This is a genomic window from Myroides sp. WP-1 (assembly GCF_014145635.1).
Taxonomy (GTDB): domain Bacteria; phylum Bacteroidota; class Bacteroidia; order Flavobacteriales; family Flavobacteriaceae; genus Flavobacterium.
Genome location: NZ_JACHTC010000001.1, coordinates 193228 through 210778 on the forward strand (window position 1 = coordinate 193228; position 17551 = coordinate 210778).

General features: G+C 36.1%; 14 protein-coding genes. 9 read left to right on the forward strand and 5 right to left on the reverse strand.

From position 1 onward, the window contains the following. Nucleotides 1-125: 125 nt before the first annotated feature. The 5 genes from H4K33_RS00850 to H4K33_RS00870 all read right to left on the reverse strand — a co-directional run bounded on the left by H4K33_RS00850 (nt 126) and on the right by H4K33_RS00870 (nt 7162). On the reverse strand, nt 126-995 hold the full coding sequence (locus H4K33_RS00850) for a helix-turn-helix domain-containing protein (protein ID WP_182646614.1): 870 nt from the start codon (nt 993-995) through the stop codon (nt 126-128). Nucleotides 996-1239: 244 nt separating this feature from the next. Continuing rightward, nucleotides 1240-3033, reverse strand: a complete 1794-nt coding sequence (locus tag H4K33_RS00855; RefSeq protein ID WP_182646615.1) for an acyl-CoA dehydrogenase family protein — start codon at nt 3031-3033, stop codon at nt 1240-1242. A 30-nt stretch (nt 3034-3063) separates the two neighbouring features. Continuing rightward, entirely contained in the window at nt 3064-4245 is a 1182-nt protein-coding gene (locus H4K33_RS00860) for an acetyl-CoA C-acyltransferase (RefSeq protein WP_182646616.1), read from the reverse strand. A 21-nt stretch (nt 4246-4266) separates the two neighbouring features. After that, nucleotides 4267-6672, reverse strand: a complete 2406-nt coding sequence (locus H4K33_RS00865; protein ID WP_182646617.1) for a 3-hydroxyacyl-CoA dehydrogenase/enoyl-CoA hydratase family protein — start codon at nt 6670-6672, stop codon at nt 4267-4269. Between the two features lie 49 nt (nt 6673-6721). Further along, a complete protein-coding gene (locus tag H4K33_RS00870; protein WP_182646618.1) occupies nt 6722-7162 on the reverse strand; it encodes a MarR family winged helix-turn-helix transcriptional regulator in 441 nt (146 codons plus the stop codon). A gap of 314 nt (nt 7163-7476) precedes the next feature. On the opposite strand from H4K33_RS00870, the gene H4K33_RS00875 reads away from it, so the two are divergent. The 9 genes from H4K33_RS00875 (at nt 7477) to H4K33_RS00915 (ending at nt 17517) form a co-directional block, all read left to right on the forward strand. Continuing rightward, complete coding sequence (locus H4K33_RS00875) at nt 7477-8241, forward strand: GNAT family N-acetyltransferase (RefSeq protein WP_182646619.1); 765 nt, start codon at nt 7477-7479, stop codon at nt 8239-8241. A 510-nt stretch (nt 8242-8751) separates the two neighbouring features. Next, nucleotides 8752-10095: a peptide-N-glycosidase F-related protein gene (locus H4K33_RS00880; RefSeq protein ID WP_182646620.1), complete on the forward strand. Its 1344-nt coding sequence runs from the start codon at nt 8752-8754 to the stop codon at nt 10093-10095. A 136-nt stretch (nt 10096-10231) separates the two neighbouring features. Then, entirely contained in the window at nt 10232-10846 is a 615-nt protein-coding gene (locus H4K33_RS00885) for an SCO family protein (RefSeq protein ID WP_255493510.1), read from the forward strand. Between the two features lie 3 nt (nt 10847-10849). After that, nucleotides 10850-11227: a hypothetical protein gene (locus H4K33_RS00890; RefSeq protein ID WP_182646621.1), complete on the forward strand. Its 378-nt coding sequence runs from the start codon at nt 10850-10852 to the stop codon at nt 11225-11227. Between the two features lie 166 nt (nt 11228-11393). After that, nucleotides 11394-12260 (forward strand): AraC family transcriptional regulator, encoded by an 867-nt coding sequence (locus tag H4K33_RS00895; RefSeq protein WP_182646622.1) that lies wholly within the window; start codon nt 11394-11396, stop codon nt 12258-12260. Between the two features lie 192 nt (nt 12261-12452). Then, complete coding sequence (locus tag H4K33_RS00900) at nt 12453-13874, forward strand: DUF3887 domain-containing protein (RefSeq protein WP_182646623.1); 1422 nt, start codon at nt 12453-12455, stop codon at nt 13872-13874. Between the two features lie 782 nt (nt 13875-14656). After that, nucleotides 14657-15628: a hypothetical protein gene (locus tag H4K33_RS00905; RefSeq protein WP_182646624.1), complete on the forward strand. Its 972-nt coding sequence runs from the start codon at nt 14657-14659 to the stop codon at nt 15626-15628. A 511-nt stretch (nt 15629-16139) separates the two neighbouring features. Beyond that, on the forward strand, nt 16140-16919 hold the full coding sequence (locus H4K33_RS00910) for a hypothetical protein (protein ID WP_182646625.1): 780 nt from the start codon (nt 16140-16142) through the stop codon (nt 16917-16919). Between the two features lie 97 nt (nt 16920-17016). Then, complete coding sequence (locus H4K33_RS00915; RefSeq protein WP_182646626.1) at nt 17017-17517, forward strand: hypothetical protein; 501 nt, start codon at nt 17017-17019, stop codon at nt 17515-17517. Nucleotides 17518-17551 lie beyond the last annotated feature (34 nt).

Here is a 17551-nt window from a genome sequence, read left to right on the forward strand (position 1 = left end):
GTTCGTTGTTTGGTGAGGTGTTGAGATGTTGAGATGTTGAGATGTTGAGGCGGTGAGGCGTTGAGTTTATCGTTGAGGCGGTGAGTTTCTACGATAAACAACAAACCGCCAAACCACACAACGAACTATTTTCTTCTAAACTCATCCGGAGCAATGCCGATATGCTTTTTAAAGAATCTAGAAAAATAGGAATTGTCTTTGAAGTTTAATTGATAGGCAATTTCACTGGCAGATAAATTCGTATGAATGAGAAGGCGTTTACACTCGATGAGAATTCGATCTCGTATCATGTCTCCAGCGGATTTGTTTTTTATTTTTTGACATAATGCATTGAGGTAATTTGGTGTTACAAGTAGCACTTTAGCGTATTCTTTTGGAAATCGATACTCATAAAAGTGCTTGTCAATAAGAGCTTCAAACGCTTTAACGAGTTCATTAGATTTCGCATGATTGCTATTACTAGACTCAGCTTTGTCAATTTCTTTCTCGCAAAGCAATAAAATCTCCAACAAGTAAGCGCGAACTAAATTTAAGTATTCACCGTTTTCAGTTTCGTATTCTTTGTGCATGCGATCCATAGTGTCTTGTATCCATTCGCTGAGTTCGTATTTCAGTTCCAACAAATGATGCGAGGTAAATCGCTTAAAATAAGGTAAGTTGTGTACAAATAAATGATCCGAAACAAACTGCGTGATAAAGCTAGGAGAAAAACTCAAGATATACCCCTGTGTGGTAGAGTTGTAGCTCCAGCTGTGTTGTTGCCATGTATTTAAAAAAATAACATCTCCTTGCTTGACCTCATAGGCTTGTAGATCGATGTATTGAATTCCCGTTCCTCCTGTAATATAAATGATCTGAAAAAAGTCATTCTTGTGCATTTTCGTTGTATAACTACCCATGCGCATTAAGCTGTGGTGCAGCTTTGTAATGATGAATTCTTTTTTTTCTCCTTTGCTCGTAAATAATCCTTGCCTATTTAAATCTCTACTATACATTTGTTCCTTGTTTTGTAGGCTAAAGTTATATTTATTACTTCAATTAAGGTGTTTTATTGTGTATTTTAGTATTTATTTATAAAAAACATGCAAAATATGTTGTTTTTTGGCAATTAGAATATTTGATTATTGTATTAAAATATCATAATTATTTGTTGGGTACAATAAATCAAAAAGACCGCTCTTTCAAAAAATGAAAGAAGCGGTCTTTTTTTTAACAAACTAAACCAATCGTTCGTTTTCTTTAGAAAACATATTCGTTAGCTTCTATTGCCTTTTTAGCAATAGATTCGCGTAGAGCATTTACATTCGGTAGATTTACATACTTTGTAAATCTTCTTAATCCCATAAGCATGATACGTTGTTCATCACCTTCTGTGAAAGAAGCGATTCCTTCTTTTCCTTTCTGTGCAACGATATCAACAGCGTGATATAAGTATAATTGAGCCATCGCAATTTCTTCTTGAACAAGTTCTTGTCCTTTGCTTTTTGCTAATTTTTCAGTTCGCAAGATTGCACTTTCTGCCATATAGATTTCGATCATCATATCTGCAGCGGCCATCATTAAAGCTTGGTGTTTTTCCAAATCGGGACCAAATTTTTGAACGGCACTTCCTGCTACCATTAAAAAGGCTTTTTTAAGCTTTTCAATCATTTCTTTTTCTTCTGTGAACAGTTCAGTGTAATCTGGTGTATCAAAGCTTGGAATACTCATTAATTCATCAGCTACTTGCATGGCAGGAGTTAACAAGTCTACATGTCCTTTCATTGCTTTTTTGATGAGCATTCCAACGGCAAGCATGCGGTTAATTTCGTTTGTTCCTTCGTAGATACGAGAGATACGAGCATCTCTCCAAGCACTTTCCATTGGCGTATCTTCTGAGAATCCCATTCCACCAAAAATTTGGATTCCCTCATCCGTACAAGCTTGTACATCTTCAGAAACGGCTACTTTTAGGATAGAACATTCAATAGCAAATTCTTCCACGCCTTTTAATTCTGCCTCTTGGTGTGTATTACCTTCAGCGATGCGTTGGTTGATTCGCTTTTCAATACTACCCGCAGCACGGTAAGAGGCTGATTCACCAACATAAGCATTCGTTACCATTTCAGCAATTTTTGTGCGGATAGCACCAAAAGAAGAAATAGGCACTTTAAACTGAATGCGTTCATTAGCATATTTTATTGCTTCTGTAATTAATCGACGTTGCGAATCTAAACATGCAGCAGCTAGTTTAATACGTCCAACATTCAACGCATTCATGGCAATTTTAAATCCATTTCCACGTTCAGAAAGCATATTTTCAACAGGTACTTTTGTGTTGTTGAAGAATACTTGACGAGTAGAAGAGGCTCTAATACCCAGTTTGTGTTCTTCTTCTCCTAGAGAAATACCATTAGCAGGATCATTTTCTACAATGAATCCGGTGATGTTTTTGTCATCTTCAATACGAGCAAAAACAATAAATACATTACAGAATCCCGCATTGGAGATCCACATTTTTTGTCCTGTAATGCTGTAAGATTTTCCGTCTTCAGCAAGAACAGCCTTCGTTTTTCCTGAATTGGCATCTGAACCTGCATCGGGTTCAGTTAAGCAATAAGCACCAAACCATTCGCCGCTTGCTAATTTAGGAACATATTTTTTCTTTTGTTCTTCATTTCCATATAGGGTGATTGGCATTGTTCCAATTCCCGTATGTGCTCCAAAAGCAGTAGAGAAGGAGCCTGTTGCACCAGAAATATAATCACATACCAACATGGTTGATACGAATCCCATTTCTAATCCACCATAAGCCTCAGGAACTGCTACACCTAAAAGACCTAGCTCACCTGCTTTTTGCATGCATTCTTTCGTGAATGCATAATCTTTGTTTTCAAAGCGATTTTTATTCGGCCAAATTTCCTTGTCAATGAATTCTTTTACCGAATCACGCATCATGCGTTGTTCTTCAGAAAAATCTTCAGGAGTAAAGATATTTTCACTAAGTGTTTCTTTTATTAAGTATTGACCTCCTCTTGTTATAGCTGTATTCATGATTTGTTTTTTTTTATGGTTAATTGTTGATTATAGCAATTCGTATATTCCAGCCGCTCCCTGACCTGTTCCTACGCACATGGTTACCATTCCATACTTAGAACCACGACGTTTCATTTCATCAAATAACTGGACAGATAGTTTAGCTCCAGTACAACCAAGAGGATGTCCTAGGGCGATAGCTCCACCGTTGACATTGACGATATCGGGGTTAATACCCAATTCTCGAATAACGGCTAAAGATTGAGAAGCAAAAGCTTCATTTAGTTCAATTAAATCAATGTCTTTTAATTGCAATCCTGCTTGTTTAAGTGCTTTGGGAATTGCTTTAATCGGTCCAATCCCCATAATTCTCGGTTCAACACCAGCAGCGGCATAGTTAACCATACGAGCAATCGGTTCAATATTGAGTTCTTTGACCATTTCTTCAGACATGACCATAACAAAAGCAGCACCATCACTCATTTGAGAAGAGTTTCCAGCCGTTACAGATCCATCTGCAGCAAATACAGGTCTAAGTTTAGACAAAGCCTCAACAGAAGTTCCCACACGCGGTCCTTCATCTTGTGTTACGATATAGGATTTACTTTCTCTTTTTCCCTTTTCATTCACAAATACTTCATCTACAGTGATTGGTACAATTTGATCTGCAAATTTCCCTTCTGCTTGTGCTTTTAAGGCTTTCATATGCGATTGATACGCAAATTCATCCTGATCTGCACGAGAAACGTTAAATTCATTGGCAACAGCTTCCGCTGTGAGTCCCATTCCCCAATAGTAGTCTTCGTGTCCTGCTTTGGCTACCCCGTAATCTGGCGTTGGTTTATATCCTCCCATGGGAATATAACTCATACTTTCTGCACCACCAGCGATGATGCAATCAGCCATTCCCGCCTGGATTTTAGCAACCGCCATTCCGATGGTTTCAATTCCAGAGGCACAATAGCGATTTACGGTAACTCCAGGAACATCGTCTACTTTTAATCCCATCAAAGAGATTAAGCGTCCCATATTTAAGCCTTGTTCCGCCTCAGGCATTGCGTTTCCTACCATGACATCATCAATGCGAGATTTGTCAAATTCAGGAAGCGCATTCATTAAATATTCTATGGTTTCTGCTGCTAGCTCATCGGGTCTTTTAAATCGAAAAACACCGCGAGGAGCTTTACCTACAGCTGTTCTATATCCTTTTACTATATATGCAGTTTTCATGTTTCAGTAATTAGTAGTTAATTAGTTTCTCAAAGGTTTACCTGTTTTTAGCATATGTTGAATACGCTCTAAGGTTTTGCGTTCTCCACATAGGGATAAGAAGGCTTCTCGTTCTAAGTCGAGTAAGTATTGCTCTGATACTAATGTAGCTTCAGACAAATCTCCACCTGCCATCACATAAGCCAATTTATTAGCAATTTTGTGATCGTGTTCTGAAATATACTTACCAGCCATCATACTATCTGTTCCAACGTAGAACATACCCAATGCTTGACGACCTAATACTTTGATGTCTTTGCGTTTAACTGGTTGCGTATAACCCGCTTGTGCCATAATTAAAGCTTCTCGTTTAGCTTGTGCCAATTGTAAGTCTTTGTTCACAACAACTTTGTCTTTTCCTCTTTGAAGGATATTATAGTCAAAAGCCTCTTCTGCTGAAGTAGCTACTTTTGCCATTCCGATCGTTAAGAAGTGCTCCTGAAGGGTGTTGAGTTCAACATCGTTTTTGCGATATAAATCCGAAGCTCTTAAAGTCATTTCTTTAGAACCACCACCACCAGGGATTAATCCTACACCAAACTCTACCAATCCAATATACGTTTCTGCAGCAGCTACAACTTTATCGGCGTGTAAACTCAATTCACATCCACCGCCAAAAGTCATCCCATGCGGAGCAGCTACAACTGGAATTGAAGAGTAGCGCATCTTCATCATGGTATCTTGGAACATTTTGATTGCGATGTTAAGTTCATCCCAATCTTGTTCAGCTGCCATCATAAAGATCATCATTAAATTCGCTCCAACTGAGAAGTTAGAACCTTGATTTCCTACTACTAATCCTTCGAAATCGCTTTCGGCAATTTCGACTGCTTTGTTTAATCCAGCCAAAACACCACCGCCAATCGTGTTCATTTTCGAATGAAATTCCAAGTTTACAATACCGTCACCTAAATCGAGTAGGGTAGCTTCGCTATTACCCCATACTTTGTTGGTGTTGCGGATGTTGTTTAGCGTGATAAAAGCATCTTGTCCTGGAATAGCATCGAATGTTTTACTTTCTTGATTGTAAAACAATTTTTTGCCGTTTTCAAGTTTGTAAAAACTCGTAGCACCCGTAGCAGCTAAGTCTTTCACCCATTGTGCTACTTGGTAACCTTCTTTTTCAACTAAGTCAATACCTTTTTGTAAGCCTAAAACATCCCACGTTTCAAAAGGTCCATATTTCCACGCATAACCCGTACGCATGGCATCGTCAATTGAGAAAAGCGTATCGGTAATTTCAGGCACACGTTGAGAAACATAAGCAAATAGAGAAGCGAAGTGCTTGCGAATTAATTGCCCTGCTTTTCCTGTATCCGCTAAAAGCACAGACCATTTGGCTTTTGTGCCGCCCGCTTGATTCGCTGTTTCGATTGCTTCGATTTTAGCGCGTTCAAGAGGTCTGTATGTTAATGTGTTTAAATCTAGGGCAAAGCGATTTGTTTTCCCTTCTTTGTCTACTTCTTTATAGTAGAATCCTTTTTTAGTTTTATCACCTAAAAACTTATTTTCCAATAAGAAATTTAGTGCTTTATTGTCTTTGACTTCTTGGATCATCGCATCCGCAGGACAGTTTTGTTTTAATCCCATTGTTACGTTAATCGCAGTGTCTAATCCAACTAAGTCGCCCAATTTGAATGTCCCAGTTTTAGGACGACCTAAGAAAGAACCCGTTAAGGTATCCGCTTCTTCTATAGTCAGGCCAATTTCTTGTGTTAGTTGCATCACCATAGCCATAGAGTATACCCCAATTCTATTTCCGATAAACCCTGGAGTATCCTTACATAAAACGGGAGTTTTACCTAAGAATAAACGCGCGTAATCTTGGAAAAAAGAAATAATAGCAGGAGCAGTGTGTGGTCCTGGAATAATTTCAAATAAAGGGAGATATCGTGGCGGGTTAAAGAAGTGTGTTCCGCAGAAATGTTGTTGGAAATCCTCTGAACGTCCTTCAACGAGTAACTTCATCGGAATTCCAGATGTATTTGAAGTAATTAAAGTGCCTGGTTTTCTGTATTTCTCGATATTTTCAAAGACAGATTTCTTTATGTCTAATCGCTCTACAACGACCTCAATAATCCAATCTACATCTTTGATCTTCGATAAATCATCTTCGAGATTTCCTACTGTAATACGATCCGCAAAGCGAGGCGTATAAATAGGAGCAGGTTTTGATTTTAATGCGTTGGTCAAATGCGTTTGTGCAATTTTATTGCGAATTGCACGATCATTTAAGGTTAACCCTTTTTTCTCTTCTTCCGGAGTTAAAGCATTGGGAACAATATCCATTAACAATACCTCAACACCAATATTGGCAAAATGACATGCAATAGCCGATCCCATAACTCCAGAACCGATTACAGCCACTTTTTTAATTCTTCTTTTCATATGTTTATAATTCCTGTGGTTAATACATATTTGTTGTGGTATACTAAACTTATTTTTTTGAATCAAAAATTGCTTTGTCAGCAATGAGTTGATTGATCGTTTCAGTAACCTTAATAAAATTTTCGATTTGTTCTTCCGTTATGTGTTTGCGTATAGTTTCGTTAAAACGCTTGACTTTTTCTTTGGAAAGTTCCCTTTTCTCAAGTCCTAACGGTGTAAGCTTTATAATAACCCCACGACCATCGTGCGGATTTTTTTCTCGTGTAATTAATCCTTTTTCCTCCATCTTTTTCAACGTGCGAGTTAAACTCGTCGCTTCCATGCCCATATTAGGACCTAATAGAGTAGAAGGTGTACCATTCTTATCTATACTCAAAAGAGCAAAAGCTAAAGACATGGTCGCATCATATTTCGAAGCTTCTTCATTGTACATTCTTGATACAGCCTGCCAAGTCGCTCTTAAAGTATAGTCAATTGTTTTGTCCTTCATTTCAAGTTGGTTAAACTCAAATATAGTAAAAAAATAATATGCAAGCATACTATTAAGGCAAATATTTTTGCATGAGTTCCATTCTTCCTGTTTGAAAGTCAAGAAGACAAAGCATAAGTCCTTCTAAGTTAGTGAATTATTTTTATTTCCACGTGTTTTTATGCACATAAAAGTAGCCAAGTACTAAAAAACAGGTTGTAAAAAGATAAAAATTAAAGGATAAAAAAGCCCAAAAAACAAAGCGTTGGACTTATAAAGAGTATCTTTGGTCATTAGTTTAACCCGGTTGTGAATCAACGAAATTTTTTTTAGGTATGAATTCAAGTCGTTTTTCTTTCATAAGAACGTCTAAAACGTATTTACCACAGTACGATGTATTATTAGAAAAAGTTTATGCTTATAGTGTTTGGCCTGAATTTATCTTACAGGACAAAGTAAATATTAGATATTGGGAAGACCTGTATGTTGATTTTCCGCTCTATCAATTCTTTTTAATAGATGGACAGGAAGTTGTTGGCAATGGAAATTGTGTACCACTGAGTTTAACGGAAGACGAGTTGAATGATCTTCCAGAGGAAGGATGGGACTGGGCATTAGAACGCGCCTTTCTCGATAAACAGGCAGGTAAAAAGCCTACGGTACTCTGCGCTTTGCAAATGGGTATCAATCCTGCATATCAAGGACAGGGAATCAGCAACCAGTTGATTGGTTTTATGAAGGCTATTGCCAAAGAGCAGCAATTAGATACCTTTATCTTACCCTTGCGTCCTAATAAAAAACACCAATACCCCTTGCAAAGCATGGAACAGTATATCCAGTGGACCAATAAAGAAGGCTGGCCTTTTGATCCGTGGATTCGCACACATTGTAAGAATGGAGCTGAAGTAGTTAAGGTCTGCACTAAAGCCATGTTGGTAGAAGGCAGTGTACAAGAGTGGGAGCAATGGACCAATCATTCATTTCAAGCATCAGGACAGTATATTATCGACTTTGCTTTGAACCCCATCGAAATAAATATAGAACGCAATATTGGAACGTATGTAGAACCCAATGTTTGGATGAGATACAACGTTAGATAGTAAAAGAGATCTGCTTTTTAGTAGATCTTTTTTTTATGGAAAGAGGAAAGGGGGTGAGAGGAGAGAGGAAATCGAAACGCAGTGAAGATTCATCGAATACCAAAATAAAATATAATCCTAATGAGATAAAGAGGAGAGAGGAGAGAGGAAAGAGGAAATCGAAACGCAGTGAAGATTCACCCTTTTCCTCTCTCTTCTTTCTTCTTTCCCTAATTAGATATAGAGGAGAGAAGAAAAAATAGTTTGTTTTATATTTTGATTTAGTATAATTTTAACTAAAATTAATAAGTTTAGATTTTATTAATAAGTAAGTATGAGTTTAAATTAACTTTATGATATGTGTTTTTATTGTTTTTTAGCTATAAACTAGTGTATATTGTATTGTTTTTAAATATAGAAATAGGTAATTAGGTATTATTATCTTTTCGTAGGTTACTTTTTTAGATATAATTGAAACACAAAATAAAAATAATCGAGATATAACTTAAATAGGTACTAAATCACGGAACGATGAAAGTAAAAAAATCCATATGGAGCATGTTATTGGCTTGTAGTTTAAGTCAATTTTCTTATTCTCAAGAAAATACTAATGTCTTGACAATCTTTGATAAGATCGTCTTTTATGACGGGTATGCACAACCCACCGAAGAAGCCTTGCCAGAACATGTAATGAAGTTGAGAAATGATTTATATGCCAAGAAACTTACGGCAGCAGAGCGTCAAGCCATTCGATCTACCTTGGAGATTGAAGTTACCATAGGAGCGCTATGTGATAATTATGATCGAATAGGGGGTGTATTTCTATCGTTAGTTCCTGAAGGGCAGGAAATGACAGATCAAAACAAACAAACCATTGAGGTTGGTCGTTTTATTACTCCTTTTATGAACAAGAATATAGAACCCACAGAAGTACCTTATACTTTTGATTTGACGCATTTGGTTCCTCTGTTTAAAGACAGTGCTTTCGAACGTTATGATTTTTGGATTGAATTTAATTTGTTTGGGGTGCCTTATGCGGCCAATAACGAAGTTAGAGGATGTGCAGGAAGAACGGATGTTTTTGAGGGAACGCTAAAAATGAAGACAGAAGACCATGGAAATGACCTATTGAATACCTTTTATTTGCAACCCTTAGCGAGTCGTGCTTCTTTCAATAACTACAACGCAACGGATGTTGTCGGAACGACCACGAGAATCTATCAATTTACGTTGGAACAAGCAATCAATGAAGCCTATTTTCATTTGATTACCTCTAATCACGGAGCAAATAGTGGAGGAGAAGAATACATCCGACGTACCCATCAAGTGTTTCTTGATGGGCATTTGATCGAAACGTATAAACCCGGAGGAAAGTCATGTGAACCCTACCGCATGTACAACACGCAAGGCAATGGAATTTACGGATCACGCCCTAAGACAGAGGCCGATTGGACAAGTTGGAACAATTGGTGCCCAGGAGATGTCATTCCCAATCGCATTTTAAAAATAGCTGATTTTGACAAGGGAACACACGAATTCAAGATTACCGTTCCCGATGCGCGATTTAAAGATGGACAAGGAGATTTTCCCCTGTCGCTCTACTTTTTTGCAACGGGCATAGATGGTGTGTTGTCTAATACAAAATTCGAACAGGTAGATTATCAGCTTTACCCTAATCCAACTACAGATGTTGTGCATGTACAGTCAGCAGAAGCAGTGGATCTCATTGAGGTATACGATAGTAAAGGAAGTAAGGTAATGGAGGTGAAGGGAGAATCAAAAATAGAACTTCATTTTCTTTCATCAGGAACGTATCTTTTACACTTGACATTTGCTAACGGTATAAAAACGACAGAGCGAATCGTAAAGAAATAAAAAACATATAGAAAGTAAATAAGAAATGGCTCAAGGATCTTGAGCCATTTCTTATTTAATCACACAGAGGCATACCTTAGCAAGATCCTGTTGTTTTTTACAGGTGAATGCCTTATTTTTTTGTACTTTTGTCCGCATGAAGCGAATCATTCCTTTTCTTTTTATCTTCATGGCTTGTTCAAAAGAGAGCAAAGAATTGCCGTATTTAGGCAATCATACAACCGTGACGTCACCTACAGGTGAAAAGACAGAAAAGTATTATGAGATTCCCGCTTTTAGTTTACGCAATCAGGATAGCCTTGTAGTGAACAACCAAACCTTGAAAGGCAAAGTGTATATTGCCGATTTCATCTTTTTGCAATGTCCGACCATATGCCCCAAAATGAATACAGAAATGAAAAGGGTATATGATACTTATAGCCATGTGGAAGAGGTAGTGTTTGTGTCGCACACCATAGATCCTAAAAATGATTCTATTCCAGTATTGAAAGCCTACAGTGAATCTTTGGGTGTCAATCCGACTAAATGGTACTTTTTGCATGGAGATGAAGCCGAAATACACCAATTAGCACAGGGGTATTTCATGCAAGCCTATCAAGAAAATAACGCACCTGGAGGATATGCACACAGTGGTGGTTTTTTGTTGATTGATCAACAACAACACATTCGAGGCGTATACGACGGCACAAATCCTGCCGATGTCGATCGATTAAGTAAGGAAATTCAACTTTTGTTGAAAGAAAAGATGTAGCGCATGAAAAAGCATATAATACTGCTCTTATTGTTTTCTTTTCTCTACCAAAACACCTCGAGTTTTTGGATCATAACCTCTTTTTACCTCAATCAAGAATACATTTCTGATAATTTATGTGTCAATCGATTTGATGCAATTCCCATGTGTTATGGAAGTTGTTATTTACAAGATGAATTAGCTCAAGATTCTGATAAAAAAACGGAACTTCCATTGCTGAAAACCAAGGAAATACAACCTTTGTTTCTTCAGTCGATTGCATTTGACATGCAGGAAGTACAACCTATCCCTGTAGACGCCATGCAGTATACAACGGAAACCATTTCGCTTGTTGTTCAATCTTTTGTTTTTAGTGTTTTTCAACCTCCTGAAAGGGTGTAAGTTTTGAAAATCAATGATCTTTCTAGAATTCGGTTGTCCTTTATTTTGGTTGTCAAAGTAAGGGTCACTGCCTTGTTCTAATAAGGAACTCCTTTTCACTTCAATCAAAAAGTCAAGATGAGTTCAAGATCTATCACATGAAGTTGAACAACTAAAACCTAAAAGTATGCAAGCGACAAAAGTACCCGTTTGCACCATTGGCTTATTCAATACATCCAATGACCTTTGGATGGATTCAATCGAAGGTTTCAATCAAAAATATCCAGCACTAACTACTCCACACAGCAATGCTTTTTACTTGATTCTGTGTCTTGAAGAAGGAGAGGGAATGTTGGTGATTGATCAAGATAAATTGAGCCTTAGCGCGTCTCAAGTTTTGATTGTTAAGCCAAATTGCATTAATACCATAACCTTTACAGCAGAGGCAAGAGGAGTATTTATCGGCTTTACTGCTGATTTTTTCTCCTTGCGCTATAATACCAATGTGCTCCACCAGTTTTCGTATCTCACAGAAGTGAATTACGCCGTTTTTACTTTGTCTGAGAAGAAAGTAACTAACCTGACTTTTCTATTGTGGCAAATGTTGGAAGAGTTTCAAACAAAGAAAAAAGCAACACAAAAGATTTTGCGTTCGTATTTGAATATTTTGTTGATTGAGTTTGATCGGATGTATATACCTGTACAAGCGGTAAAAGTGCACAATACCGTAAATGACAAAATACAGCGCTATCAAATGTTGATCGAGCAGCATTTTAAAACCCATAAAATGCCTTCTGACTATGCGGATATGTTAAATATCAGTACCAATTATTTGAATAAAATTTGTCGCAATATTGTCGGACAAACTTCGGGTAACTTGATTAAACGCCACATTATATTAGAAGCCAAACGCTTGTTGAGCTATACCACGAATTCCATTAGTGAAATAGCCGATGAGTTGGGATTTGAACATCCTTCTTATTTTGTGACCATCTTTAAAAAGGCAACGAATCAAACCCCTGAGCAGTTTAGAAAAAGTCAATGGGCATCTTGAGTGCTAACAAAAGAGGTAAGACGTTCTTTTGTTCGGCATATAGTTTCGAATTACAAAAATAAAGCAAACGCAAGTTATAGAAAGGATGTATTATTACTCTAAATACAACGCGAAAAACGCTTTCGTTTTGTTAAATGTATTACGGATTCATTTCGAAATGAGTACCTTTAATTTTTATAAAGTAAAAAAGATATGATATTAAAGCGTTTGCTTTTGTTTTTTTGTCTAATAGGCGGCTTGTTACACGCACAAGCACAGAATCAGGTAGAGAAAGTAATGGAGGTTTTTATGGAAGATTACAATACCAGTAATTACGATCAATTCTACCATCGCTTTTCTGAGTCTTTGCAGAGCAGAGTGCCTTTTAATACCGTCGAAGCTTTTTTTGACGAAATGAAACAAAATTTAGGATCCATTGTCAACATTGAATACTATGGTTTGAATGAGGACCAAACCCCTTTGTTTAAAACCCAATTTGAAAAAGATACTGCGATTGTTAATTTCGCTTTTGACGAAGAAGCCAATATTGTGGGATTTCGAATTTTGGATTATGTCAATCAGGAAGATTTAAGACAAGAATTGTCGGCAAAATCCATTGATGATATTATTTATGATAATGCAGCTTTTTTACCTGAAGAGGGGCAACTTGCTTTGGCAATTATCAGAAATGATCAGGTCGAATACTACGGATTAAAGAAAAAAGGAAAAGCTCTTATAGAGATAGACAACAAAAAAGGACTATTTGCCTTGGGCACATTTTCTTCAATATTTACCAATACCATTTTAGCACAAGCCGTAGTTGACAATAAGGTGAACTTATGGGAAGATATTAATTCTTACTATCCAAAAACCTTCAAAGATACTTTGTCTTTTTCCTTTTCGTCTTTAGCAAATGGAAGCGCAATGTTGCCGTTCTTTCCCAAGATTACGCTAGTTCCACAAGATATAGAAGGAAAGAAGAAGACAAAAAAGGATAAAAATAGTGCAATAGGCAATGCTTCTATTGCCAACTATTTGGCGGAAGATATTGTTTTAGATACCCTAAATACAAGAGGGCGTTTCTCTATTTTTGGAATTAGTGTTTTAGGCGATGCTTTAGCACGTGCCTATCAGCAACCGTATGCTAGTTTGTTTCAAACGCATATCCTAGAACGTTACGGATTGCACTCCACACACCTCATTAAACCTAAACGAACAAAAGTGGTGGAATCGATTGGAAAAGTTGAGTTGGGATTAGATAAAAAAGCAAACTATTTTGATATCTTTTTACCCTCTACACAAGGGTATTCTACAGTTGAAGATCTGTCAAAATATGTACAAGCTTATTTTAAACCCAATCATCCGGAATTGGACTTAATGCAAAAACCCACAACGATGATTACACCCGATGACTGGATTAGTTTGGGGTGGCGTTTGAATTTTTTCGGACCCAAGGAATCGCTTTTCTTTCATCGTGGTATTGATGTAGCGTATACAAATTTTGTTAGTCTGAGTCCAGAACGACGAGAAGGCATTGTTGTTTTGACCAATAGTTCTGACGATAGTGTTGTTCAATTGGTGGAGAATTTAAGTTTTCAATTGTGGTCTAAACTCGTTTTAGAAGATAAAGAATAAAAATATACAAGGGCTGATCTTTAGATCAGCCCTTTTTATGAGCTATTGTTGCATGTTTGTAAAACTAAGCACTCAATCTGGAGGTGTTTAGCTATTTGTAATAATTAACTAGATTCGATTTTTACAAGGGCTGTGAGATAGTTGAAAGCTATATGTAATAAGGAATTTTAATTTTGTTATAGTATCAAATGATAGTATCAATGAAGGCTATAGACACAGTTTGTAATCCGATCGCGCGGATTTAACTTCGTTCAGTTCGGCAGATGCGTTGAATGCAATTCGCGCGTCAGATTGCACTCTATACTTTAGTTAAATTCAATGAAATTTAACTCGCGTCATCCAATATTCTTTTAAAAACAAAATCTCTTCCTAGGCTTATTTATTGATCTTTAGTGTCGTAACATTTCAATTAACACCTACAAAATGTGATTCTCTTCTCTTTTCAACTATTGGATGTTTTGTGTTAAATAAATAGTTGAATTTGTTAACTTGTTTTGGTTTAAAGTTAATGTTGTTGTTTGTTTTGTTGTTGTTTGGTAAAAATAAGTGTAATTAAGTTTTGTATTAGGTTGTTTGATTTGGAATTGTTAATTTCACAAGGTCCACATTGTTTAATAATTATTAACGTTTGGCTGTTGATGTATACAGAATTGTGCATGATTATGGAGCTGAATATTCCTTTTCATTTATCTACTCATCGATCAACGTGCCTTTATTTTGAAAATTATCCATTTTGAAGATTAATAATAAGAACAATTGAACAGTACTAAATACAAGCTAAAATGAAAACAACTTCTTATATCCTTCTTTTTCTTTTCTTATTTATAGGAATAATGCCTCGCAGTTATGCTCAAACGCCAAAAGAAATTGAACTTTCTTTAAAACTTGCACGATTTATAGGAATTAAGGTTTGTGATTCCTACACCTTGAGCTATTTTATTAAGGAAGATATAGAAGGTAAACCCGTGTACAATAACGGTCTGTTGGTTCAAAATGCTAAACAAGGAAAAATACAAAGTAAAAAATGGCGCAATCAAAAAATGATTCCCTTACAAAATTTCTATACCCAAATGGATACAATAGTGACAGAAACAATCCAACAATCAGATTCTATTTATCAATATGTAACAAAAGACCAATATAAAATCAAGGTAGAAAATCAAGATTTGATATATAAGTATCAATTTCATAATAATCCTAAGATTAAATCCCTCAACTTTCCCCGTCAGGATAGTATTTTCAGTACAGTCGTACAGGTTACTAAAGATCTAAAAGGCAATACGATTAAACAGTGGAATCAAAATAGTCAAGTGCAGAAAATGGTAGAACCTAAGGTATTTGCTCCTAAGATCGATACGTTAAATTATTTAGGGGATAGCGAAAAATTATTTCTTTATGAACTTAATGAAGAATCGGAAGTTATTAGTAAAAGTTTTATTGGTTTGGATCAGAAAGAAGAAGGCGTAATTGTAAATGTTAGTGGAGAGAGTTTTAGCAGGGCAAATATAGGGATAATCGGAATGGGTAAATTAAGTAATATATCTTATCTAGTGGAATTTAGAACAGAAGGGGAAGATTATCAAATTAATTATACAGTAGATGAAAATAACAATCTTCAATCGTTTATTTATCAAAAAGCACAACATTCTAATCCTGTGGAATCTATTGTCGAAATGGGGTGCATAACAGAAACTCGTATAGGCTTTGCCATTGAATATAATTTCATTGCCAATGCTTTTTTTCTGTGTAATTAAAATCTGTATATTATGAACATCTATTTTACACCAACTACTGAAATTCATTTAGTTCTCAAAAGTGATTATTCCGCTAAATTTAAAAAATTTGAATTTGAAGTTGTTCTTTCAGATTTAGAAAATGTAATAGTAGGTATAAGTTATTTTTTACAAAGATGTATATGACTTACTTAAGTCTCTAGAGACGATATTCCCCGATCGCGCGGATTTAACTACGTTCAGTTCGGTCGATGCCTCGAGTGCAATTCGTGTGTTAGACTGTACTCTATATTTTAGTTTAAATTCGCGCCATCGGGTAAATAAAGGCACGTAAATAAAGGCACGTAAATAAAGGCATGGCTTGCAAATCCGCGCCAGTGGAAATCCAAAATAATTTTTATTGTCATTTCGTTTGAATAACCTTATTTTAGTTAAGTTATTAAACAACAGGATACATATAGAAAAGTCTACTTTTTTAATCAATTTTAGCGACTTTTTTACGGTATTCATCTGGTTTCTTATATCTGCTCTTATGGTAATAGTTGAACCGTATTTATTTTTTTTAGTTCTTTTGTTTTTATCCTTTTTCATTGCCTTAGTATGGAAGAAAAAAACACTAGAATCTATTCCATATTCTCCTAGACCTGTAAAGATTACTTTATGGATTGTGATTTTGTATTTTGTTGTAAAATATTTTTTTGGTTGGCAGTTGACTAGTTGGTATGCAGAAGCGATTCTGTTACTTGGTGTATTTGTCACGTTAGATTATTTCGTATTGGTTAAAAATTATTATACAAAAAAACTAAGGAGTTCTTATATTCTAATACGAATGGGGTCTATTATGCTACCAATACTTGCTATTGTATTGACTACGATGTATGCTTACTTAAGTTTAGGTTGGGGACAATATGTGATCGGTTATGCCTTCCCTCTTGACACAAAACATGGAGAACAGTGGATTTGTAAGAATTTATATATCTATAAAAATGATCGTGAAAACTTAGTTGGGAGCTTCGTTTTTAAGAAAAAGTTTTTGTTTTTAGAAAAAGATGTGGCTAGGGTTGGTGGACGTTATGGGTCAGTTTTTGGTGTTGATCAACCGTCAAATGTGCCGTTGACGGGTTATGTAGATAGAGAAACTCCAGATGTTGTTTATATTTATGGACGTAAAGGGAGTAGGAGACAAGTATTGAAACAGTATTTTAGAATATTAGCATTAGAATCTAATTATGTTAAAATTGAATATTTTGAATTTGATTATGATTCGATAAGTAATAACACAGCAATAGAAAGGTATGATATAAAATTGTAAACTATGAAAGAAATTGTTCAACTATATACAGATGTTTTTAAAGGGAGTTTTTCCAGTTCGTATAATCTTATCTTTCTAGCCGAAGGATATAAGGTAAATGAAGAGAACCCGATCGCGCGGATTGAACGTAGTTAAATCCGCGCCATCGGACTATTTAGAACAGAACTTACCACCAGCACCTGATAATCCTGCTTATGTGCCAAATGATACCTTACATCGCTTTAAACTATCGAATTCAGTACCAGAGAACTGGATTCCATTTATTGCAACCAAACAAACGCCTAACCTCCACGGAGGAAGAGATGTGTTAGTGCAGCGTGCTTCTATGTTGCGTTATATTGATGATAATTACACCAACGAAGTAATTCGTCCACGTACGGATATTTTGTCTATTGGAATTGCAGAAAATAAACCTTATTTCATCAACGAAGAAGTGGTTGGAAGATCGGGATTTGTCATTACTTCTTCTTTTCAACATGCTCGTTGGTACGATGGAACAGTGTTTACCTGGATGGGATGCAGTGTAAAAGGAGGACGAGGAGAAGGCAACAGCGGATTAAAGTTTGACGTCTTAGCTGATAAAGAATCAGATGTGTAAAAGAAAGTAAATCACAAGAACCATAAAAAACAAA